Genomic DNA, 23,482 nt, shown 5'->3' with positions numbered 1-23,482 from the left:
GCCGCTCCCGGCCCGCGTACGCGCGCCGGGAGCGGCCGGCAGACGAGAGAGGACCCGTCATGCAGTACCTGGTCTCCGTGATCGACGACAGGACCGCCTCCGCCACCGAGGAGGAGATGACCGCCATCCACGGCTTCAACGACCGGCTCCGCGCCGAGGGCAACTGGGTCTTCGCCGGCGGCCTCGCCGCGCCCGACACGGCCACCGTCATCGACAACCGGGGCGAGCAGCCGCTCCTCACCGACGGGCCGTTCCTGGAGACCAAGGAGTTCCTCGCCGGCTTCTGGGTCATCGAGGCACCCGACCTCGACGCCGCGCTCGCGCTGGCCGCCGAGGGGTCGAAGCACTGCAACCGCCGGGTCGAGGTACGGCCGTTCCTGTGAGCGGCGACGGCGTACGGGAGGCGGTCGCCCGCGCGCACCGCGCCGAGTGGGCCCGTATCGTCGCCGCGCTGACCCGGCGCTTCGGCGACCTCGACGTCGCCGAGGAGGCGGCGGCCGAGGCGTTCGCCGCCGCCGTCGAGCGCTGGCCGGCCGACGGCGTACCGCCCGCTCCCGGCGGCTGGCTCGCCACCACCGCCACCCGCAGGGCGATCGACCGGATCCGGCGCGAGGGCAAGCGCGACGGCAAGCAGCGGGAGGCCCGGATGCTCCACGACGACACTCCGCACGAGCACGTCGGCGCCATCGACGACGACCGGCTGCGGCTGATCTTCACCTGCTGCCATCCGGCGCTCGCGCCGGAGAGCCGGGTGGCGCTGACGCTGCGCATGGTCGGCGGGCTGACGGTGGCCGAGATCGCCCGGGCCTTCCTGGTGCAGGAGTCCGCGATGGGGCGGCGGATCACGCGCGCGAAGGCGAAGATCAAGGCGGCCCGCATCCCCTACCGGGTGCCGGCCGCGGAGGACCTGCCGGCGCGGGTCTCCGGCGTGCTGGCCGTGCTCTACCTGGTCTTCAACGAGGGCTATCTGCCGACCGGTCCGGCCGCAGGCCCGGTACGCCGCGACCTGACCGCCGAGGCGATCCGCCTGACCCGGCTGGTCCGCGGCCTGCTGCCCGCGGACGGCGAGGCCGCCGGGCTGCTGGCGCTGATGCTCCTCACCGAGGCCCGCCGGCCGGCGCGGGTCTCGGCGAACGGGGAACTCGTGCCGCTCGGCGAGCAGGACCGCGGGTCCTGGGACGCGGCGCTGGTCGCCGAGGGCCACCGGCTGGTGCGCGAGCGGCTGGCCGCTGGCGAGGCCCCGGGCCGCTACCAGATCCTCGCCGCCATCAACGCCGTGCACACCTCCGCACGCGACGTCCGCGACACCGACTGGTCGCAGGTCGTCGCCCTGTACGACCAGCTCGTACGCCTCGATCCCTCGCCGGTCGTCGCCCTCAACCGGGCGGTCGCGGTCGCCGAGACCGACGGGCCGCACGTCGCGCTGGCGGCCGTCGACCGGCTCGCGGACAGCCTCGCCGGCTACCACGCCTTCCACGCCACCCGCGCCGACCTGCTGCGCCGGCTGGGCCGCGGCGGTGCGGCGCGCGAGGCGTACGACAGGGCCGTCGAGCTGGCGGGCAACACCGCGGAGACCGCCTACCTGACGCGCCGCCGCGACGCGGCGGGGTAGAACCGGGCGGGGGCGGCAGCCGTCCTAGCCCTCATGAGATCCGCCACGACGATCATGGGACAGCTGTGGCACTTCGGCGGCATCCAGTTGCGCTGCTGCGCCTTCGCCGCCGCCGTGCTGGCCGGCGTCGCGCTCTCCGGGGCGATACCCCGGCTGCCGGTGGCGCGCTACGACCTGCTGCTGCTCTACGGGCTGGCGCTCACGGTCCTCTTCCGGGTCCGCGGCTGGGACACGGGACGGGAGGTGGCGGTCATCGCCGTATGCCACGTCATCGGCCTGGCCTTCGAGCTGCTGAAGGTCTCGCTCGGCTCGTGGAGCTATCCGGAGCCCGCCGTGCTGAAGCTCGCCGGCGTGCCGCTCTACGGCGGCTTCCTGTACGCCGCCGTGGGCAGCTACGTGTGCCGGGCCTGGCGGCTGTTCGACCTCGGCCTGGTCCGGTACCGGCCGCGGCTCACGGAGCTTGCGGCGGCGGCGATCTACGTCAACTTCTTCTCCCACCACTGGCTGCCCGACGCGCGCTGGCTGCTGGCGGCCGTGCTGCTCGCGGTGACCTGGGGGACCTGGGTGACGTTCACCGTGCACGGCAGGCGCCACCGGATGCCGCTCGCCCTGTCGTTCGTCCTCATCGGCTTCTTCCTGTGGCTGGCGGAGAACATCGCCACCCGGCTCGGCGCGTGGCGCTATCCGAACCAGGCGGCCGGCTGGCAGCCGGTGGGCATCGACAAGTTCGCCGCCTGGTCGCTGCTGATCACGGTCACCTTCGTCCTGGTCGCCCGTGCCAGGGAGGAGTCGGGGACCCGAGAGCCCTAACGGGCGATCTTGCCGTCCTCGATGCGCGTCTCGCCGAGCGGCGTCGCGTCGCGGAACTCCGGCAGCGCCATCGGCTTGTCATAGAGGAAGAAGCTCTGGTTGCTGCCGATGGTGAACTCCAGGTACGCGCCGGTGGTGGCGTCGAAGCCGTAGTACGCGCTGCACTGGCCGCCGGAGTAGTAGACGCCGTCCATGCCCGGCGCGGTCTTCGTCACCATGCCGGTGTTGGAGGTGTCGACGTCCTCCGGCGGGGTGAGCATGGCGCAGTACGAGACGGGCAGCCCCTCCAGCACGAAGTAGCCGTACTCCCCGTTGGCGTTCTGCAGGTAGACGTACGACAGCTTCCCGGGCTTCTCCCAGTTGTCGACCCACTTGTTGATGGTCTCCCGCGTCGGGGAGTACGTCATCGCGTTCGCCGGCTGGCGCTGGACCATCCGGTCGTAGCCGGACTGCTTGGTCCGCGACTCCTGCGCCTGGGAGGAGTCGTCGGTGCAGGCCGCGGCGGTGAAGGCCAGGGCGGCGGTCGCGGCGAGGGCGGTGAGGGCACGGGTCAGGCGGCGCACGAGGTCTCCTTCGCGTCGGTGCTCAGCTCGGCGGGCAGCCCGGCGTCCTTGAACGCCTTGCGGTGCTCCTGCCGGGACTTGGCGTTGTAGTCGTTGACCAGCTCCGCCCGCGTGGCGCGCAGCGCGGTGAGGGAGGTGGTGATCTGCTCGCTGCGGTACTCGGACGGCTTGGTGTCCAACTCGTCCTGGAGCGCGCCGATCTCGTCCTCCTTCGTCTCGACCGCCGCGCACAGGTCGAAGAACTCCTCGTACGTGGAGAGGCGGAACTCGCCCGAGCCCACGGTGCGCTCGCGTGCGTCGGCGGCGCCGCGGAACGGCGCGGTGGACCAGGACGCGCCGCCCCAGGCCAGGACGCCGGCGACGTAGACGAGGGCGAGCGCGGCGATCCCGGCGAGGGTGTAGCGCAGGGCGCGGCTGCCTTCGGCGAACACGCGTGAGTCGGTGGGCACGGGTCCTCCTCGCGGTCGGGGCACGGCCGCCGGCCGCGCCGGGCGGCGCGGGTCGTCGTCGGTCGGTGCCGGCGGCGGGGACCGGCCGGTACGTTGCGTGTCCGGCCGGTCGCCCGCCGCCGGTCCCAGTTGTACTGCGCCCGTCTCGGTACCCCTCCCGAATACGCGTCCGGGGCACGGGTGACGGGCCCGCCGTGCGGCGGCGTCCCGTGACCCGTGCCCCGGTGGTGCGGCGCGGCGGCAGGCCGTCAGAGGCGTACCTCCTCGGCTCCCGCGCCGGTGCCCGCACCCGTGCCGGCGGCGCCGGCCGCCGGCCGGCTGCCGCGCCGCCCCATGAACAGCGCCGTCAGCAGCGCACTCGCCGCCGCCACCCCGGCGGCCCCGGTGAACGCGGCGCTGAACCCGTCGGTGAGCGCCGGCAGGTCGCCGAGGCGGTCGGCGCCCTGCGAGGTGGCCAGCGCGGTCAGCGCCGCGAGGCCGAGGGCGGAGCCCACCTGGTACGTGGTGTTGACGATGCCGGACGCCAGCCCGGCCTGCTCCTGCGGGACGCCGGACATCGCGGCCATCAGCCCCGGGATGTACGCCAGCGACATGCCCAGCGCCGCGACCAGCGAGGCGGGCAGGACGTCGACCGCGAACGACCCGGTGGGTTCGACCGCCGACAGCCACAGCAGCCCCGCGGCGAGCGTCAGCAGCCCGCCGACCAGCAGCGGCTTGGGCCCGAACCGGCCGAGGAGCCGCGCCGCCAGCAGGGTCATGACGACCATGAGCAGGCCGGTCATGGGCAGCAGCGCGGCGCCGGAGGCGAAGGCCCCGTAGCCGAGGACCTGCTGGAGGTAGAGGTTGAGGAAGTACCACATCGGGATCCAGGCGGCGCCGAGCAGCACCATGGCCAGGTTCGCGGACGCCAGCCGCGGCGTGCGCCAGACGCCGAGCGGCATGAGCGGCGTCCGGGCGGTGCGCTGGATCACCAGGAAGAGCGCCAGCAGCCCGGCGGCGCCGGCCAGTTGGACGACGGTGCCTGCGGAGCCCCAGCCCACCTCGGGAGCCCGCACGACGGCGAAGACCGCGAGCGCGAGCCCGGCGGTGACGGCGCCGGCGCCGAGCACGTCCACGCCGCCGCGGCGGGGCTGGACGGACGGCAGCAGGCCGGTGGCGAGCAGCGTGGCGACGCCGATGGGCACGTAGATGATGAAGATCCACGGCCAGCTCATCCACTCGGTGAACACGCCGCCGAGGAAGACCCCGGCGGTGCCGCCGGCCGGGGCGGCGGCGCCGTACAGCGCGAGCGCCTTGCCCAGCTCCCGGGGGTCGTGGGTGAAGAGGATCATGAGCAGGGTCATGGCGGAGGGCGCGATGAGCGCGCCGCCGACGCCCTGCACGGCGCGCCCGGCTATCTCGACCCAGGCGGTCTGCGCCGCCGCGGCCACGACGGAGCCGGCGATGAGGACGCCCCACCCGGTGACGAACACGCGGCGGGCGCCGAAGAGGTCGGACAGCCGCCCGCCGAGGAGCAGCAGACCGCCGAAGGCGACGACGTAGGCGTTGAAGACCCACTGCAGGTCGCCCGGTGAGAAGCCCAGGTCGCGCTGCATCTCCGGGAGCGCGACGCCGATGATCGAAGTGTCCATGATGACCATGAACTGCGCGGTGGCGAGCACGAGCAGTGCCCACCAGCGGCGGGGGTTGACGGATGACATGGCAGTACGCCTCCTTGAGCAGGATACCCCCTGGGGGTATGCGACAGAGATATAACATTACCCCTGGGGGGTATGCAAGTCCCAGGGGTGACCGAGGGTGGCGTCCGGGGACGGGTGGGGGTGATCCCTGACGCCCGCGGACCGCTTCGCCGGTTGACTGCGGTGAACGGCCGCGGCGACCGCCGCGGACCAAGGGAATGGGGGATCGACATGACCGACCTCACACGCGCGGCGGGCCGGCGCTGGGCGCTGCTCGCCGCCGCGGGAGCGCTGGTGGCGGGCGGTATCGCACCCGCCGCCGCGGCAGGCGCGGGGCAGCGGGACGCCGGGTTACCGCGGGCGCACGACACCACGCAGGCGGCCCTGGACGCCATCGTCGCCGAGGGCACGCCCGGCGCCCTCGCCGCCGTGCGCGACGGGCGCGCACGCTGGCGCGGGGACGCCGGGGTGGCGGACCTGGCCACGGGCGAGCCGCGCCGGGACCGCGACCGGTTCCGGGTGGGGAGCCTGACGAAGACGTTCACCGCCACGGTGATGCTGCAACTCGACGCCGAGGGGGTGCTCTCCCTCGACGACACCGTGGAGCGCTGGCTCCCCGGCGTCGTACGCGGCAACGGCAACGACGGCCGCAGGATCACGGTGCGCCGGCTGCTCGACCACACCAGCGGGATCTTCAACTACAACCGCGACGAGGGCTTCCTCGCCAGGTTCACCGGCGAGTCCTTCCTCGACCACCGCTACGACGGGGCCACGCCGGAGGAACTCGTCGGGATCGGCCTCTCCCACCCGCCGCTCTTCGAACCGGGCACGGGCTGGGAGTACTCCGACACCAACTACATCCTCGCCGGCATGGTCATCGAGCGCGCCACCGGCGACGACTACGCCTCCCAGGTCCGGCAGCGGATCCTCCGGCCGCTGCACCTGCGGGCAACCTCCGTGCCCGGCACCTCCGCCGCGGTGCCGCGCCCCCACGGCCGGCACTACTCCAGGCTCTACGAGGAGGACCCCAACGCCCCGGTGTACGACGTCACCGAGTTCGACCCGTCCGTCGCCGGCTCCGCCGGCCAGGTCATCTCCTCCACCCGCGACCTGAACCGCTTCTACGCCGCCCTGCTGGGCGGCAGGCTGCTGCCCCGCGAGCAGCTGCGGGAGATGCTGACCACCGTGCCCATCGAGGCGGAGGAGTCCGGTACGGGCGGCGCGCCCGCCGCCGCGTACGGCCTCGGCATCCGGTCCGACCGGCTCTCCTGCGGGGTCACGGTCTGGGGCCACGGCGGGCAGGTCCCCGGCTCCCTGACCCGGGCGGCGGCCACCCGCGACGGCCGCCACGTGCTCACCCTGAACCGGAACGGCGACTGGGGCGCCCAGGAGGGGGAGAACGCCGTGCTGGAGGCCGAGTTCTGCGGCTGACGGCCGCGGGCCGTCCCGCCGGGAGCGGGACGGCCCGCCTCGCGCTCTGCGCGGGCACGCTCTGAACCCGCGTCGCACCGCCCGAGCGGCGGCATGTAGCGTGCCCGCGAGCGGCGAGGGGAGATCACGGGTGCGGGGCGAGCGGCGGAGCACGCACGGGGCCCCCGGCATGCTGCCCCGGCCGGCCGCCGGCGCGCCGGCCGGGGACCTCGCGGGGGAGCCCGCCGACCCGGAGGTCGTGGCGGAGGCGCGGCGCCGCAAGGAGGCCGCCCTGCTGGACTTCGGGGTCGGGCAGAGCGTCGTCGCCTCGTGGCTGTACGCGAAGTGCCACCGCCACCTCGCCACCACCGCGGTCCCGACCGCCGCGGTCACCGCCACCGGCGACGGCCGCTGCGCGCTGCTGTACAACCCGCACTTCTTCGCCTCGCTGGACTTCGACGGCGTCAAGTTCGTCCTCTTCCACGAGGCGCGGCACCTGATGCACCGGCACCTGTACGTCGACGAGGAGCTGCGCTCCGACCCGGTGTTCACCCTCGCCGCCGAGGTGGCGATCAACCACGTCGCCCTGCGCCGGCTGGGCCGTACCGCGTTACCCGAGGCGGTGCCCCCCGGCGGCGGGGCGCCGGAACCGGTGGGCGTCGACCCGGACGCGGTGTACCGCGCGTACCGGGACGACCTGCGGGAGCAGGGCCTGGACCCGCTGCCGTACGACGACTTCATCCGCACCGACCTGACGGTCTACGGCGAACTGCGCCGCATGAAGCAGCACGAAACGCCCCGCTCCGCCTTCTGCGTCCACCTCGCCCAAGGCGCACCCGGCACCGGGGTCCCCCTCGACCCCGAGACCGTCGGACAGGTCGGCGACGACGTGCTGCGCGAGGTGATGCAGTCGGCGCTGCGCGGCGGCAGGTCGGCGCGCGAGGAACTGCTCGGCCTCGCCGACCGCACCGCGGACGGCGGCGAGCGCTTCAGCCGGCTGTGGGGCCGCCTCGGCCTGGACCAGCTGCGCGGCAGCACCCCCCGCACCCGGCGGGTCGACTGGTGGCAGCGGTGGCTGACCGACGTCCTCGCCTCCAAGCTGACCGAGAGCGAACGGCTGGTCTACCCGAAGAAGCACGGCGCGATCGTCCTCGCGCTCGGCCACGAGCCGATGCTCACCCGCCGCGGCCCGGAGCGCACGAAGGTGGTCCTCGTCGCGTTCGACACCTCGGGGTCGATGCCCGACTCCGTCGTCGAGTGGCTGACCACCCTCGTCGGGCAGACGGACGGAGTGGAGAGCCACTGGCTCTCCTTCGACGGCGTCGTGATGCCGTTCGTCCCCGGGGAGCGGGTGGCGGGCGGCGGCGGCACCGACTTCCAATGCGTCGTCGACTACGCGGAAGGCCGGCTGGAGGTCGCCGGCAAGCCCTTCCCGCACGAGCCCGACGCGGTGATCGTCGTCACCGACGGCTACGCGCCGCACGTCACCCCCGCCGACCCCGACCGCTGGATCTGGCTCATCACCGACGGCGGCGACGACTGGCCCGAACGCCACCACCGCCCGATGGCCTGCCACCGGGTCACATCCGAACGGCAGCAACCGGGGCAACCGACGAAACCGAGGAGCACCGCATAGTGGCCGCCGCGACCCCGCCCGCCGCGACACCGCCCGCAACGCCCGCAGCGGGCCGGCAGTGGCGAGCGAACGCCACCTACCCGGAGCCGCCCGGGGACGGCCCGACCGCCGCGCTGGAGAAGTTCATCGACGCGATGATCGCCACCGGCCAGACCGGTCAGATCTTCGGCGAGCATGGCATCGGCAAGACGTCCACCTTCGTCTCGTACGTGCCGAAGCGCTACCCCGGCACCGGCCTCGTGGTCCTCCCCGCGGCCAACCTCGCCCCGGACGACCTGCTGATCAACGCCCCCGTACGCGACGAGCGCAGCGGCGAACTGGCGCTGCGCCAGCTCGTGATGCGCCAGCTCACCCCCGGCACGCCGTTCGTCCTCCTCGTCGACGACTCCCTCCAGGCGGGCAACACGGTCCAGAGCCAGCTCATGCAGATGGCCTGCAACTGGACCCTCGGCGAGTACGACCTGCGCGAGCTGGGCTGCGTCGGGGTGTTCCTCACCGACAACGAGTCGCTGGCCGAGACCAGCGTGCGCCGCTCCGACCTGGCGATCCTGGACCGGATGGTCACCCTCCGGCTGACCGCCAACGACACCGCCTGGCGGCACGCGCTGGCCGCCCGGTTCCCCGACTGGGACCTGCGCGAGGTGTTCCGGCAGTGGGCCGCCCTCGACCCGCACCTGCGCGGCCTGCTCTCACCGCGCACCCTCCAGCACGTACTCGACTGCGCCCGCGCCGGCTTCCCGCTGGCCTGGGGGCTGCCGCTGCACAACGGCCGCCGGCTGGCGCTGGTCGAGCCCGGCGCCGAGGGCGCCGGCGGCGCACCGGGCCGGGACCGTACCGACGAAGTGCTCGACGCCGTCGCCGCGGCGGTCGGCGCGGCCAACCCCGCCACCGTGACCGACCCCGTTCGCCGCATCCTGCGGGCCGCGGCGGCGCACCGCTGGGCGGTGCTGCTCCAGGGACCGCCCGGCTGCGGCAAGACGGAGATCGCCAAGCAGGTCGCCCGCGAGGAGACCGGCCGGGAACCGGTGTACTTCTCGCTGCCGGTCACCAACGTCGAGGACCTGTGCGTGCCGGTGCCGACGGCGGACGGGGCGCTGGAGGCGATGCTCGCCCGGTCGCTGCTCGACCCGGAGCCGAAGGTGCTGATCTGGGACGAGTACAACCGGCCCAAGGACAAGGCGACGTACGCCAAGCTGATGGAGATCACCCAGGAGTGGACGCTCGCCGGCCGCCCGCTGCCCGGCCTGCGCGCGCAGGTGGCGCTGCAGAACCCGCCGTACCACCTGGGCCGCAAGATGCTGGTCAGCAGCAACAACGTGGCCCAGGCCAGCCGGTTCACGGTCAGCTACGAGGTGCAGCCCGCGGACATCCCGGCCAACGAGTGGCTGATCTCGACCTACGGCGAGACCGCCGAGACCGTCCTCGAGTGGTGGAAGAACGACATCGACGACGAGGGCCGCGACTGGGTCACCAAGCGCACCCTGGAACGGCTCATCAAGCTGCACCACGCGGACATCCCGCTGGAGCAGGGCCTGATCTACCTCGGCGACGGCGAGTACGCTCCGGTGCCGCTCTCCGGTCTCCAGGCGCGGCTCGCGGAGCGGCCGCACATCGGGCTGGCGGAGCTGGCCGCCGACCTGCCGGGCTGGCAGGCCCGGCTGGCGGCGGCCGTCGAGACGTCCGCGGAGGGCACCAACGACACCGACCTGGTGCACCAGGTGTTCTCCAACGCGGAGGTGTCGCAGCTCGAACGGCACCTCGACGTGGTGGCGCTGCTGCTGCCGCACCTGCCGCCCAAGCTGCGCGCCACCTACCTCGTGGGCCAGGCGGCGGCGCGCCAGCGCTTCTGGATCGCCGCCCTGGCCCGGATGGGGGAGCTGGCCTCCGCGCCCGCCTACTCCTTCTCCGCCGCCACCGCTTCTTCCTCCCCGTCTCCCCCTTCTTCCTCCTCCTCTTCTTCCTCCTCTTCTTCTTCTTCTTCGTCCTCGTCGTAGTAGTGGTCCTCCCAGTCCTCGTCGATGTCGTCCTCGCTGAACGGGCGGACCATCGGCACCGCGACGGTGGACTGCTCGTGGTCCACCGTCCAGGAGTTGCGGAAGAAGTCGAACTTCAGGTGGAAGAGGCCGTCGTGCTCGGTGAACAGGATCGGCGGCACGAGGAAGTGCGCCACGTCCACGGTCGCCGCGGTGGTGACGAAGTCCTGCGCCGGGGGCACCGGCGGACCGCCCTGGCAGGACGCGAAGTTGACCGGCGCCGGCGCCTTGCTGCCCAGCACGTGGATGCGGTTGCCCTCCACGACGAAGCGGTCCGGGTCGAGTACCACGTCCTCGCCGAGCATCATCACCGGCGCGGGCAGCACGTCCGCCTTCGCGGCGTCCTGCGCGCGCACGTAGTGCTTGATGACGTCGGCGTTGCGCGAGGTGTCGAAGTGCGGGCCGAGGAGTCCGCCGTCGCAGATGCCGCACGCGCAGTCGGGCATGTCGTCGGTGGCGGGCTCCTCGGGCGGGGGGAACAGCAGGCTCTTGTCGAACGCCGTGACCGGTGACGTCACGCCGCTCTCCGCCAGGAACGCCGGTATCCAGTCGGTGCCCTCGGCCTGGACCACCGTCGTCTCGCACGCCGCGCGGAACGCGCTGTCGCCGACCTTGCAGTTGAAGTAGTCCAGCAGCGTGATCGCCGCGCACGCGGCCGGCGACAGGCCGCCGGACGCGGGGAACCAGAAGTCGTGGCCGTTGGCGACGAAGTCGAGGCCGCGGAACCGCTTGTGGAAGAACGGCTCGTCGGCCGTGCCCGTGCCGAGGTCGCCGCTCCAGTGCGCCGCGGCGACGCGGTTGTAGTAGTCGTCGGCGTACCGGGCGAGTTCGGGCGCGAAGACGCTCTCGCCCGTCAGGTAGCACGCCTTGGCGAAGAGGGCCCCGATCTCCGGGTCGTGCGCGGCGTCCGGTTCGGTGAAGACCAGCTCCGTGCGCAGGAAGACCTTCCGCCCGTCGCGGTACGGGGCACCCTCGTGCTCGTACCGCTGATCGAAGATCACGCAGGTGAAGGGCTCGATGTCGGTGAGGCCGGCGGCGCCCGTCAGGTCGAGCGCGGGCGTGCCCGAGCCGCCGGTGAGGTACAGCAGGACGGTGTAGCGGGAGACGTGGCCGCGCGACCGGTCGTAGTACGGGGTGTCGCGGTGGCGGTGGAAGTTGGCGTCGTCCGGCTCGAAGCGGTTGCAGCGGAAGACGGGGTTGACGTGCGCGAAGCCGTCGAGCCGCGGCTGCGGCAGCGCCTTGGCCACCGCCTCGGTCAGGGCCTCGGCGAGCAGGGCCGAGTGGAAGATGAAGCGGTCGCCGCCGCGGGAGCGGGCGTTGAGCGGCGGCACGTAGAGGTCCAGGGCGTCCAGGCCCGCCAGCTTCGCCCGCGCCGCGGCGGGCAGCCCGACCGAGAAGGAGTACGCCCCCTCGGCGAACTCCGTGCGGTCAGTCAGCTCGACGTCCAGCCCGCCGTCCGCGAAGAGCCGGTCGAGCGGGAGGATGTTCTCGTACGTACGGAACGACATCTCCCGCGGGTCCGCGAACACGGCGGCCAGATACGGCGCGTTCGCGCTGGGCCGCGCGAACAGTTCGCGCACGTCCGCGTCGATGCGCTCGGCGTCGACGAAGCGGACCGCCTTGAACCGCGCCGTCGGATGCCAGGAGACCGCGAGCCCGTCGAGTACGGCGGTGGGCTCCGCCTCGGCGGCGTCCACCAGGGCGCGATACCTGTCGACCTCCTCCGCGGGCGCCTGCCCGGCGGCGGCGGACAGGGCGAAGAACCGGTCGCGGAGCTCGATGCTCACACGCTCCTCCAATAACTGCGCAGTACGGGCGGGAGTTGGGGTGCGGCGGCAAGCCGGCGCGCGCCGGAGTCGCCGACGTCGGCGGAGTAGAGCAGCAGCCGGGTGAGCGAGCCGGCGAACGGCGCCGCGAGCAGGGCTTCCGCGCCCTCGTCGCCGATCGCGTTGTAACGCAGGTCGAGGTCGGTGAGTTCGCCGAAGGCGTGCAGGGCGCGCACCCCCTTCGCGCCCAGCGCGTTGCGCTGGAGGTGCAGCCGGCGCACGCCGGTGAAGAACGGGTTGGCGGCGAGCGCGGCCAGGCCGCTGTCCCCGATGTGGCAGTACCGCAGGTCGAGCGTGCGGAGCCGGCCGGGCCCGGCCGCGGCGGCGAGGCTCTCACCGCCGGCCGCCTCGCTGCGGAAGTACGAGGACACCGCCAGGGCCTTGGCGCCGAGGGCGCCGATGCGGAGGTAGGACAGGTCGACGGAGGTGAACGGGGCCAGGTCGAGGGTCGCGAGCACGCCCGCCTCGACCTCGGCGGACGGCAGCGGCTCGCCGTCCTCGTCCGTGTCGTCGTCCCAGTAGTCGAACTCCGCCGGGTCGGACTCCGGCGGCACGATCCGCAGCGCGGTCGCGAACGGCTCGGCGCGCAGGACCTCGTCGACCACCCGGGGCGCGTCGTCGTCCTCCCATTCGACGGCGATCGCCGTGGCGAACCCGTGCCGCCGCTCCGCGGCGCTGACCCCCTCCGGCAACTCCGCGTCCCAGCTCCCGCGATGCTCCGCCACCAGTGCGTCGATCTCCCGGTCGACGGCGTCCCGGCCGCTGCCCGGGCCGACGCGCGAGCGCCGCTCCGCCAGTCTGATCAACTCCGCGCGGGGGTCGCCGCGCTCCCGCAGCCGGTCGCCGTAGACCAGCCAGGACGCCAGGTCGTCCGGGCGTTCCCGCAGTGTTTCTTCCAGGGCCCCTAAGGTCATTGCCGGAGGCTAACAGCGCCCACTGACACGCCGGTTCCGCCCCCGGCGGGCCGGCCGCCCCGGTGTGCCGCGGTCAACCGATATCCGTGCATCGGGCCGCAGATCATTCCTTCGAGTGCTATGTGCTGCCAGATTCGGGAATATCCCGTGCCCGCTGGCACGATGATCCACATCTTCCTCCCCCGGGCCCGGAGTGCCCCAAGCCACCGTTCTCCAGCAGAGATTGCCGGCACCAGCAGGAGGTACGCCGTTGTCGTCCCGTAGCCAGGTCTCCGCAGAGCAGGGCGGTGCCCGCGCGCCGCACCGCGACCTGCCCGCCGACGCGCCGGAGACCCTGCCGGTGACCGCCGGGCAGCGGGAGGTGTGGCTCGCCGAGCAGCACTCCCCGGGGCACCGGTCCGCCCTGCGGCTCGGCGAGTACCTGGAGATCGACGGGCCGGTGCAGCCCGGCCTGTTCGAGGCGGCGCTGCGCCATGTCGTGGGCGAGGCCGACGCGTTGCGCGTACGCCTGGTGCCGGGCGCGGACGGTCCCGTACAGGTGGTGGCGCCCCGGCTGCCGTGGACGCTCGCCTTCGTCGACGTGAGCGGCGCACCCGACCCGGAGGCCGCCGGGCGGGCGTGGGCCGACGCCGACGTGGCCCGGCCGATGGACCTGGCCGAGGGGCCGCTGTTCAGCTTCGCGCTGCTCAAACTCGGGCCGGAGAGGTTCTGGTGGTACCACACGTACCACCACGCGGCCGTCGACGCGTTCGGCTACGCGCTCGTGGCCCGCCGGGTCGCCGAGGTGTACACGGCTCTCGTACGGGGCCGGCCCGCCGGCCCGTCGCCCTTCGGGCGGCTGGCGACGCTCGTCGGGGCCGACCGGGAGTACCAGGACTCGGCGGACCGGGCCGAGGACCGGGCGTACTGGACGCGGCAGTTGGCAGGCTGGACCCGCGACGCCGCGGCCGACGCGGGCGGCCGGGGCGGCAGGGCCGAGCGGGGCGACGGGAGCCACGGGGCCGACGGGGGCGGCAAGCGCGTCGGGGGCGACGCCGACGCGCGGCTGCCGAAGCAGCGCCCGGCGCCCGGGGAACCCGCCCCCGGCGGGTCTGCGCCCCCGGACCCGGCGGCCGTGCCGCGCACCCCGCTGCTGCCGCTGCCGCGCCCGGAGGCGCTGCGCGCCGCGGCCCGGCGCGCCGGGATCTCCCGCTTCCGCCTGGTGTTCGCCGCCGTCGCGCTCCACGAGCACCGCCGCACCGGCGCCCGCGACATCGTCGTAGGCCTGACCGTCGCGGGCCGGACGGGGCCGGAGTCGCACGCCACCCCGGGGATGCTGGCCAACAGCGTTCCCGTACGCCTGACCGTGCGGCCCGGGACGACGCTGGGGGACCTGCTCGCCCAGGTCGACGCGCGCATGCGCGAAGCCGTGGAGCACCAGCGCTACCGCGCCGAGGACCTGCACCGCGACCTCGGCCTGTCCCGCGGACCCGGCACGGCGTACGCGCCGATGGTCAACCTCATCGGCTTCGACTACGACATCTCCTTCGCCGGCCACCGCTGCACCGCGCACAACCTGTCGTTCCCGCTGGCCGCGGAACTGATGATCATGGTGTGGGACCGCCGGGACGGCTCCGGCCCGCACATGCGGCTGCACGCGCCCCCCGGCGCGTACGGCGCCGCGGAGCTGGCGGACACCCAGCGGCGGCTGCTCGACGTCGTCGCGCAGCTCGCGGACGCCGGCCCCGACCTCCCCGTCGGCCGGATCGACCTCCTGCCCGCGGCCGAGCGGCGGCAGCTGCTCGCGCGCGGCGACGCCACCGCCGCCCGCGCGACCCCCGCGCCGGTGGCGGCGCTCTTCGAGGCGCAGGTGCGCCGGACACCGCGGGCGCCCGCCGTGGAGTCCGCGGGCACCGCCGTGTCGTACGCGGAGCTGAACGCCCGCGCCAACCGCCTCGCGCACGCGCTGGCGGCCCGCGGGATCGGGGCGGAGGACGTCGTGGCCCTCGTCCTGCCGCGCTCGGTCGACCTGGTCGTCGCCGAACTGGCCGTACTGAAGGCCGGTGCGGCCTACCTGCCGGTCGACCCCGGATACCCGCCCGCGCGGCGGGAGTTCATGCTCGCCGACGCCCGCCCCGCCCTGGTCCTGGACGACCCGCGCGCCCTCGCCGCACTGGCCGCCGGGCAGCCCGCCACCGACCCGCGCATCGCCGTCGACCCCCGCCGCCCCGCGTACGTGATCTACACCTCCGGCTCCACCGGGCGCCCCAAGGGCGTCGTGGTGCCGCACACGGGCGTCGCCTCCCTCGTCGCGTTCCACACCGAGCGGCTGCGGATCACCCCCGGCAGCCGCTTCCCGCAGCTCGCCTCGCCCAGCTTCGACGCCTGCACCTGGGAGATGTGCGTCGCGCTGCTCACCGGCGCCACGCTCGTACTCGCCCCCGCGGACGACCCCCTGGCCGTCCTCACCGACCCCGCCCTCGGCATCACCCACGCCTTCGTGCCGCCCTCCGCGCTCGCCGCGGTCGCCGAGCGGGACAGCCGGGTCGCGGTACTCGCGGTCGGCGGCGAACCGGTGCCGCCGGGGCTGGTCTCCCGGTGGGCCCCCGGCCGGCGGCTCGTGAACGTCTACGGGCCGACCGAGACCACCGCGATGGTGACCACCAGCGACCCGCTCACCCCCGACGGCACCGCCCCGCCGATCGGCCGGCCGCACTCGGGCACCCGCCTGTACGTCCTCGACGGCGCCCTCCAGCCCGTGCCGGTGGGCACCGCCGGCGAGTTGTACATCGCCGGCGCGTCCCTCGCCCGCGGCTATCTGCGCCGGCCCGGGCTGACGGCCCTGCGGTTCGTCGCCGACCCGTACGGCCCGCCCGGCACCCGGATGTACCGGACCGGGGACGTGGTGCGCTGGTGCGCCGACGGGCAGGTGGACTACGTCGGCCGCGCCGACCGCCAGGTCAAGATCCGCGGCTTCCGCATCGAGCAGGAGGAGGTCGAGGCCGCGCTGCTCGCCTGCCCCGGCGTCGCCCGGGCCGCGGTCCTCGCCCGCCGCGACCCGCCGGCCGGCGACCTGCGGCTCGTCGCGTACGTCGTGGCCGCGGAGGACGGGCTCGGCGCGCCCGCGCTGCGCGAGCGCCTGCTCGCCCGGCTGCCCGGCTTCATGGTGCCCTCGGCCTTCGTCATGCTCCCCGACCTGCCGCTGAACGCCAACGGGAAGATCGACCGCGACGCCCTGCCCGCCCCCGGGCAGGACCAGGGCGAGCCCGCGGGCATGCCGCCGCGCACCCCGCGCGAGCGGCTGCTGTGCGAGCTGTTCGCCGACGTCCTCGGCGTGCCCCGGGTCGGCGCGGACACCGACTTCTTCGCCGCCGGCGGGCACTCGCTGCTGGCGATCCGCCTGGTCGCCAGGATCCGCACCGCACTCGGCGCCGACCTCGCGCTCAGCGCCCTGTTCGAGGCGCCGACGGCCGCCCGGCTGGCGGCCCGCCTCGACGGCGCGGGGCCGGCCCGCCCGGCGCTCACCGCGCAGCCGCGGCAGGAGGCGGTGCCGCTGTCGTACGCGCAGCAGCGGCTGTGGTTCCTGCACCGCGCCGAGGGCCCGGCGGCCACGTACAACATCCCCCTCGTGCAGCGGTTCAGCGGCGGGATCGACCACGCCGCGCTGGCAGGCGCGCTGGGCGACGTCGTGGCCCGGCACGAGAGCCTGCGCACCGTCTTCCCCCACGCGGACGGGGCCGCGGCAGTCGGCGCGGCACACCCCGGGGCCGGCGACGCGGCCGGAGACGGGCCGCGGCAGCGGATCCTCGGCGCCGCCGCGGCCCGGCCCGCGCTGCGCGTCACCGAGGTGGCCGGCGCGGCGGAGCTGCGGCGGCGGCTCGCGGACGCCGTACGCTACCCCTTCGACCTGGCCGTCGAACCGCCGCTGCGCGCCGAGCTGTTCGTGCTCGGTCCCACCGAGTCCGTCCTCTGCCTCGTCATCCACCACATCGCCGCCGACGGCTGGTCCATGGCCCCCCTCACCCGCGACCTGGCGACCGCGTACGCCGCCCGGCTGCGCGGCGGGGAACCCGACTGGCAGCCCCTGCCGGTCCGCTACACCGACTACACCCTCTGGCAGCGCCGCCTCCTCGGCGACTCCGGCGACCCCGACAGCGTGCTGCACCGCCAACTCGCCCACTGGACGACGGCGCTCGCCGGTCTGCCCGACGAGATCGCGCTGCCCCGCGACCGCCCCCGGCCCGCCGCCGCCTCCTACGCGGGCGGCCGGGTCCGGCTCCGTATCGACGCCGAACTGCACGGGGCGCTCGCCGAGTTGGGCAGCCGCTCGGGCGCCAGCCTCTTCATGGTGCTGCACGCGGGCCTGGCGGCGCTGCTGACCAGGCTCGGTGCGGGCACGGACCTGCCCGTCGGCAGTGTGATCGCCGGCCGCACCGACGAGGCGCTGGACGACCTGGTGGGCTTCTTCGTCAACACCCTCGTGCTGCGCACCGACACCTCGGGCGACCCCGCATTCGCGGAGCTGCTGGAGCGGGTACGGGACACCGCGCTGGCCGCGTACGCGAACCAGGACGTGCCCTTCGAGCGGATCGTCGGGGCGCTCGGCCCGCCGCGCTCCCCGGGCCGCCACCCGCTGTTCCAGGTCGCGCTGTCCGTCGACGCCGACGAGACCGCGGAGTTCACGCTCCCCGGACTGCGCACCTCCCGGATCCGGGTGCCCACGCGGACGGCCAAGTTCGACCTGGACATCGGCATCGGCGAACAGCGCTCCGCCGCCGGCGAACCCCTCGGCCTGACCGGCACCTTCGACTACGCCACCGACCTCTTCGACCACGCCACCGTGCAGGACCTCGCCGACCGCTGGGTGCGCCTGCTGCGGGCCGCAGCGGCCGCACCGGACCTGCCGGTCAGCCGCATCGACGTGCTGTCCGACGCCGAGCGCCGGCTCCTGGTGGGCGGCGGCGCCGAGCAGACCCCGGCCCCGGCGCCGCCCGCGCGCACGGTGCCCGAGCTGTTCCGCGCCCGGGTACGGGCCGCCCCCGGCGCGGTGGCCGTCGCGGCGGGCGGTACGGAGCTGACGTACGCCGAACTCGACGCCCGCGCCAACCGCCTGGCGCACGCACTCGTCGCCCGCGGCGCCGGCCCTGAGGCCGTCGTGGCCCTCGCCCTGCCCCGCTCCGCCGACCTGGTCACGGCCCTGCTCGCGGTGCTCAAGTCCGGCGCCGCCTACCTGCCGCTCGACCCCGGCTACCCGGCCGCGCGCCTCGCCGCCATGACCGCCGACGCCCGGCCCGTCCTGCTGCTCACCGACACCGGCACCGCGGCCGACGGCACCCTCGCCGCCGGGACCCCGAGGCTGCTCCTCGACGCGCCGGAGACCGTCGCGGAGCTGGCGGGCCTGCCCGGCACCGAACCCGCGCCCGGGCCGCTGCCCGACCACCCGGCGTACGTCATCCACACCTCCGGCTCGACCGGTGCGCCCAAGGGCGTCGTCGCACGGCACGCGAGCGTCGCCGCCGTCGCGGAGCGGTACCGGGACGAGGTGTTCGGCCCGGCCGCCCGGCGCGCGGGCGGCCGGCCGCTGCGGGTCGCGCTGACCGCCCCGGTGTCCTTCGACGCCTCGTGGGGGCAGCTCGCCGCCCTCGCCGGCGGCCACGAACTCCACGTACCCGACGCCGCCACCTGGACCGACGCCGACCGCTTCGTCGCCTGGCTCGCCGCACGGCGCGTCGACAGCGTCGACGTGACGCCCTCGTACATGCAGGTGCTGTGCGACCGCGGCCTGTTCGCGCCCGGCGGCCGGCACCCCGGCCTCGCCGTCCTCGGCGGCGAGGCGCTGCCCGAGGGGCTGTGGCGGGAGCTGCGCGCCGTCCCAGGGCTGACCGCCCACAACATGTACGGGCCCACCGAGTGCACCGTCGACTGCGTGCAGGCGCGGCTGGCGGACGCCGCCGCGCCCGTGCTGGGCCGGCCCGTCCCCGGCGCCCGGGCGTACGTCCTGGACACCGCGCTGCGGCCGGTGCCGCCCGGCGTGACCGGCGAGTTGTACGTCGCCGGGGCCGGCCTGGCGCGCGGCTACCTGCGCCGCCCCGGCGAGACGGCCCGGCGGTTCGTGGCCGACCCGTACGGCCCGCCGGGCACGCGGATGTACCGCACCGGCGACCTCGCCCGCCGGCGCCGCGACGGCCTGCTCGACTTCGCCGGGCGCGCCGACGACCAGGTGCAGGTCCGCGGCCACCGCGTCGAGCCCGGCGAGGTCGAAGCCGCCCTCGCCGCCCACCCCGGCATCGCCCACGCCGCGGTGGCCGCCCGCGCCGGCCTCCGCGGCGAGACCCGGCTCGTCGCCTACGCGGTGCCCGCCGCCGGCGACCCCGACCCGGCGGCGCTGCGCGCCTTCCTCCGCGAGCGGCTGCCCGCCCACGCCGTACCGGCCGCGATCGTCCCGCTGCCCGCGCTGCCGCTCACGCCCAACGGCAAACTCGACCGCCGCGCCCTGCCCGACCCGGACCCCGCGGCCGCCACCCGGGCCACCCCCGCCCGCGCCCCGCGCACCCCGCACGAGAAAGCCCTCTGCGAGCTGTTCGCAGAAGCCCTGGAGCTGCCCGCGGTCGGCGTCGACGACGACTTCTTCGAACTGGGCGGCCACTCCCTGCTCGCCACCCGCCTCGCCGCGCGCATCGGCGAGCGGCTCGGCGTGCCCTTCGGCCTCTCCGCGCTGCTGGAGGCCCCCACCCCGGCCGGGCTCGCCCGCAGGCTCGCCGCCGAGGGACCACGGGCCGCGCCTTCCCGGGTGCCGGACACGGAGGCGAAACTCAGCCCGGCGCTGCGGTTCACCGCCGCCCCGCCGCCGGCCGGCGGCCCGCTCGAGGTGCTGCTGACGGGAGCCACGGGCTTCGTCGGGGCCTTCCTCCTCGCCGAGTTGCTGCGCTCCACGGCGGCCCGGGTGCACTGCCTCGTCCGGGCGGGCACCGCCGCCGAAGCGCGCGAGCGGCTGGCCGCCGCCCTGCGCCCGTACGGCCTGGGCGCCGCGGCCTGCGACCCGCGGACCGTCGCCGTCCCCGGCGACCTCGGCGCCGTCGACCTCGGCACCGGCCCGGAGGCATGGGCCGGGCTGCGCGACGGCGTCGACACGATCGTCCACGCCGGCGCGCGCGTCCACCACGTCTCTCCGTACGCCCGGCTGAAGCCGGCCAACGTCGAGGGCACCCGCACCCTGCTGGGCCTGGCGGCGGAGGGGCGGCCGAAGGCGTTCCACCACCTGTCGACGCTCGGGGTGTTCCGCGAGTCCGGGCCCGGCGCGCCGCCCGTCACGGAGGAGTCCCCGACCGGCGGAGAGCAACACCCGTACGGCAAGGGCTACTCCGCGAGCAAATGGGTCGCCGACCGGCTGGTGGAGCGGGCGTTCGCGCGCGGCGCGAGCGGCGGCATCCACCGGCTCGGCCGCATCTGGGCGCACTCCGCGACCGGCGCCGTCAACCGCGACGACATGTTCTCCCGGCTCCTGGTGAGCAGCGCCGCACTCGGCTGCCACCCGGCCGAGCCGGCGCTCGACGAGGCGCTGCTCCCCGTCGACGTCCTCGCCCGCGCCCTCGTCGCGCTGGTGCTGCGGGACGACGGCGGCCCGTCCGTCCACCACCTCCACCACCCGCGCCGCACCGGCCCCGGCGTCTTCATGGCCGGCCACGGCCGGCTGCACGGGACCCGCTCCGCGGCGGTGCCGCTCGCCGCCTGGCTGGAGCGCCTGCGCGCGGCGGGCGCCCGCGGCCGGGAGCTGCCGATCGCGCCGTACCGCGAACACCTGGAGGCCCTGGCGGGGGCGGCCGGCGCGAGACCCTCCCGGTCCTTCGACAACGGCCGGACGCTCGCGCGACTTCGGCGGTACGGGATCGGGATCCCGGACGTCGACGAGGCCGCCGTCGAGGCGTACTGGACCTCCATGGGCGGATAGCACGCGCCCGTCGTACGAGACCGATCATCCGCGCCGCCGCGGCGGCGCACCGCTGGAGAGAACCGGTGACAGCTCCGATGACCCCGACCCCGACCATGGCCGCAGGCCCGCACGCCAACGGCGCGGCCGCGGCGGCACACCGCGCCCGTACCCGTACGCGCGCCGGGAGCCGCGACCGCGCCGTACCGAGGCCGCGCTCGATCCTGCCCGGGCGGCAGCGCTGGGAGGTCGACCTCTTCCGCGGCAGACCCGGTCTCGCCGGAGTGGCGGAGGCGTCCCTGCGGCAGGCCCCGGGCATTGAGGACGTACACGTCAACCCGGTCACCGGCCGGGTGCTCCTGCGGCACGACCGCACCCTCGGCCCGCGCGACGCCGCCCGGCTGCTGCACCTCGCGGTCGACCGCGTGCTCACGGCCCTGCACACGCCTGCGGTGAACGCCCTGGGCTCCGGGCCTGCCGCCGAGCCCGCCACCCCGCCCGCGCGCCTGCCCGCCGCCCGCGCGCCGCGCGGTCCGGAAGGCGCCGCCCGCCGGCTGCCCAGGATCCTCGGCCTCGGCTGCGCGGCAGCGGCGGCGGTCGCCGGCGGCCCGCTGCTGCTGCGGTTCCTCAGACGCCCCCTGCTCACCCTCGGCGCCGCCGCCGTCGCGACGGCCGTCGTCGTCCGGCGCGCCTGGCGCAGGACGGACCGGGCGCGCGAGGGGCCGGACGGGGCGGGGCCGCGGCGGCACGCGGTCCGGCGCATCGTCGGCCGGCACCGGCGCAAGTTCGGCATGGCGGCGCTGCTCTCCGGGCTCTCCACGCTGGCCGAGATGGCGCTGTTCGCGCTCACCCCGTCCATCGTGCTGCTGGTCGCGCGGGGCGGCAGCGCCACCCTGACCCGGTACGGCATCGTCGGCCTCTCCGCCCAACTGGGCACCCTCGCCGGCGCCGGCGCCCTCGCCTGCGCCGTCATGGCCGGCACCGGCTACGCCGCGGGAGTCGCCTGGCGCGGGGTGGCACAGGACGTCGAGGACGACTGGCGTACCCGCACCTACGCCCACGTCCAGAGCGTGGCGCCGGCGGACCTGGAGAACGAGCGCGTCAGCCGCGTCAACGCCGTGCTGTCCGAGGACATCGGTCAGCTCGGCACGTTCGTCGGCACGAACATGCACGACGTCGTGCAGATGGGCGCGGGGCTGGCGCTGCTCGTACCGATGTTCCTGCTGCTCGCGCCGCAGCTCGCCTGGATCGCGTTCGCGCCGATCCCGCTCGTCGCCTGGCTGTCGTTCCGCTTCCACGAGCGCGCGGTCGCCGACACCGCGGCCTGCGGCGAGCGCCGGGCGCAGCTCAACAGCCGTGTGACCGAGAATCTGCACGCCCACACCACCATCAAGTCCGCGACGACGGAGGCGCACGAGATCGCCCGTATCGGCGAGCTGAACGGCAGGTGCAGCGAGGCCAACCGGTCCGCCGGGCGCAGCGCCGCGCTGCCGCCGCAGATCCTGCGGCTGGCCGGCGGCTCGGCGCTGGTGGGCACGGTGCTGCTGGGCGGGCGGGCCGTGCTGCGCGGCGAGTTGGCGACGGCGGCGTTCGGCCCGCTGATCGAACTCCCGGGCATCGCCATGCTGAAGCTGTCCCGCGTCGGCAGCGCCTCCGACCACTACCAGCGCACCCTGGCCGCCCTGGAGCGGATCGAGCGGCTGCACGAGCTGCCCGTGGAACCGGACGGCCGGGCGGGGGCGGTGGGCCCGGACCGGCCGGTGCGCCGGCTCGGACCGGGCGCACCGTACGCGCCGGACCGCGCCGTGGCGGAGGCCGGGGCCGGCGGCGCGGCCGCCTCGGGCCGGGAACTGCCGCTGCGCAGCCTGCGGGGGCGGATCGAGCTGCGGAAGGTCACTTTCGCCTACCCCGGCCGCACCCCCGTCCTGCGCGACACCTCGCTGGTCATCCCGCCCGGCCGGACCACCGCCCTCGTCGGCACCACCGGCGCGGGCAAGACCACGATCGCCAAGCTCCTCATGCGCTTCCGCCACCCCGGCCGGGGGCAGGTGCTGCTCGACGGCACCGACGTGCGCACACTGGCCCTGCCCGACCTGCGGCGGGCGATCGGGTACGTCACGCAGGAGCCGTTCCTCTTCGACGCGACGATCGCCGAGAACATCCGCTACGGCACCTTCCACGCCACCGAGGCCCAACTCGTCGCCGCCGCCCGCACGGCGGGAGCGGACACGTTCATCGACAGCCTCCCCGACGGCTACGACACCCGGGTCGGGGAGCGGGGCTCGGCGCTCTCCGGCGGGCAGCGGCAGCGGATCGCGCTGGCCCGTACCGTCCTGCGCGACCCGCCGGTCGTCATCCTCGACGAGGCCACCTCCGCCGTGGACAACGAGACCGAGGCGACCATCCAGCGGGCCCTGCAGGTCTTCGGCATCGACCGCACCATGCTCGTCATCGCGCACCGGCTCTCCACCGTGCAGAGCGCGGACCGCATCTATGTCATGGGCTCCGGGGGAGTGGTCGCCGAGCGCGGGACGCACGACGAACTCGTCGCGCTCGGCGGCGTCTACAGCTCGCTGTGGAAGCTCCAGGCCGGCGGCCCGGTGCCCAGTTAGCAGGTGGTCATTCCTTCGGGTGGTAACGACAC

Annotated in this window: 13 protein-coding genes; 8 read left to right on the top strand and 5 right to left on the bottom strand. The window is 75.2% G+C overall.

Translation table 11 applies throughout. From position 1 onward, the window contains the following. The first annotated feature begins 59 nt into the window (after positions 1-59). From LG396_RS06870 to LG396_RS06860, 3 genes are read left to right on the top strand one after another with little or no spacing between them, the layout of a single operon-like run. The gene (locus LG396_RS06870) at positions 60-383 is read left to right on the top strand and encodes a YciI family protein (protein WP_018837120.1); all 324 of its coding nucleotides are present in this window, start codon (positions 60-62) and stop codon (positions 381-383) included. Beyond that, positions 380-1,612, top strand: coding sequence for an RNA polymerase sigma factor (locus LG396_RS06865; RefSeq protein WP_225794049.1), 1,233 nt, complete (start codon positions 380-382; stop codon positions 1,610-1,612). The genes LG396_RS06870 and LG396_RS06865 overlap by 4 nt, the downstream gene beginning before the upstream one ends. 54 nt (positions 1,613-1,666) lie before the next feature. Next, positions 1,667-2,422: a DUF817 domain-containing protein gene (locus LG396_RS06860; RefSeq protein WP_225794266.1), complete on the top strand. Its 756-nt coding sequence runs from the start codon at positions 1,667-1,669 to the stop codon at positions 2,420-2,422. Here LG396_RS06860 and LG396_RS06855 read toward each other — a convergent pair. The 3 genes from LG396_RS06855 to LG396_RS06845 form a co-directional block, all read right to left on the bottom strand. Beyond that, positions 2,419-2,985 (bottom strand): hypothetical protein, encoded by a 567-nt coding sequence (locus LG396_RS06855; protein WP_018837123.1) that lies wholly within the window; start codon positions 2,983-2,985, stop codon positions 2,419-2,421. The genes LG396_RS06860 and LG396_RS06855 overlap by 4 nt on opposite strands. Further along, positions 2,973-3,434, bottom strand: a complete 462-nt coding sequence (locus LG396_RS06850; RefSeq protein WP_225794048.1) for a hypothetical protein — start codon at positions 3,432-3,434, stop codon at positions 2,973-2,975. Before LG396_RS06850 ends, LG396_RS06855 begins: the two co-directional genes overlap by 13 nt. A 248-nt stretch (positions 3,435-3,682) precedes the next feature. Then, positions 3,683-5,134, bottom strand: a complete 1,452-nt coding sequence (locus LG396_RS06845; RefSeq protein WP_225794047.1) for an MFS transporter — start codon at positions 5,132-5,134, stop codon at positions 3,683-3,685. A gap of 162 nt (positions 5,135-5,296) precedes the next feature. On the opposite strand from LG396_RS06845, the gene LG396_RS06840 reads away from it, so the two are divergent. From LG396_RS06840 to LG396_RS06830, 3 genes are all read left to right on the top strand, one after another. Further along, positions 5,297-6,544: a serine hydrolase domain-containing protein gene (locus LG396_RS06840; RefSeq protein ID WP_308190078.1), complete on the top strand. Its 1,248-nt coding sequence runs from the start codon at positions 5,297-5,299 to the stop codon at positions 6,542-6,544. Between the two features lie 130 nt (positions 6,545-6,674). Next, entirely contained in the window at positions 6,675-8,159 is a 1,485-nt protein-coding gene (locus LG396_RS06835) for a DUF2201 family putative metallopeptidase (RefSeq protein WP_225794045.1), read from the top strand. Further along, a complete protein-coding gene (locus LG396_RS06830) occupies positions 8,159-10,153 on the top strand; it encodes an ATP-binding protein (protein ID WP_130457527.1) in 1,995 nt (664 codons plus the stop codon). Before LG396_RS06835 ends, LG396_RS06830 begins: the two co-directional genes overlap by 1 nt. Here LG396_RS06830 and LG396_RS06825 read toward each other — a convergent pair. Further along, positions 10,054-11,979: a hypothetical protein gene (locus LG396_RS06825; RefSeq protein WP_225794044.1), complete on the bottom strand. Its 1,926-nt coding sequence runs from the start codon at positions 11,977-11,979 to the stop codon at positions 10,054-10,056. The two genes, LG396_RS06830 and LG396_RS06825, sit on opposite strands and share 100 nt — an antisense overlap. Continuing rightward, complete coding sequence (locus LG396_RS06820; RefSeq protein WP_225794043.1) at positions 11,976-12,932, bottom strand: TIGR02996 domain-containing protein; 957 nt, start codon at positions 12,930-12,932, stop codon at positions 11,976-11,978. Before LG396_RS06820 ends, LG396_RS06825 begins: the two co-directional genes overlap by 4 nt. A gap of 250 nt (positions 12,933-13,182) precedes the next feature. On the opposite strand from LG396_RS06820, the gene LG396_RS06805 reads away from it, so the two are divergent. Together LG396_RS06805 and LG396_RS06800 are read left to right on the top strand one after the other, a co-directional pair. Beyond that, positions 13,183-20,859, top strand: a complete 7,677-nt coding sequence (locus LG396_RS06805) for a non-ribosomal peptide synthetase (RefSeq protein ID WP_263978817.1) — start codon at positions 13,183-13,185, stop codon at positions 20,857-20,859. A gap of 77 nt (positions 20,860-20,936) precedes the next feature. Then, positions 20,937-23,450: an ABC transporter ATP-binding protein/permease gene (locus tag LG396_RS06800; protein WP_225794042.1), complete on the top strand. Its 2,514-nt coding sequence runs from the start codon at positions 20,937-20,939 to the stop codon at positions 23,448-23,450. The last annotated feature ends 32 nt before the right edge of the window (positions 23,451-23,482 follow it).

The sequence above is a fragment of the Streptomyces aculeolatus genome, from assembly GCF_020400605.1.
Lineage (GTDB): Bacteria > Actinomycetota > Actinomycetes > Streptomycetales > Streptomycetaceae > Streptomyces > Streptomyces aculeolatus.
This window is presented reverse-complemented; position numbering and strand designations above follow the sequence as displayed.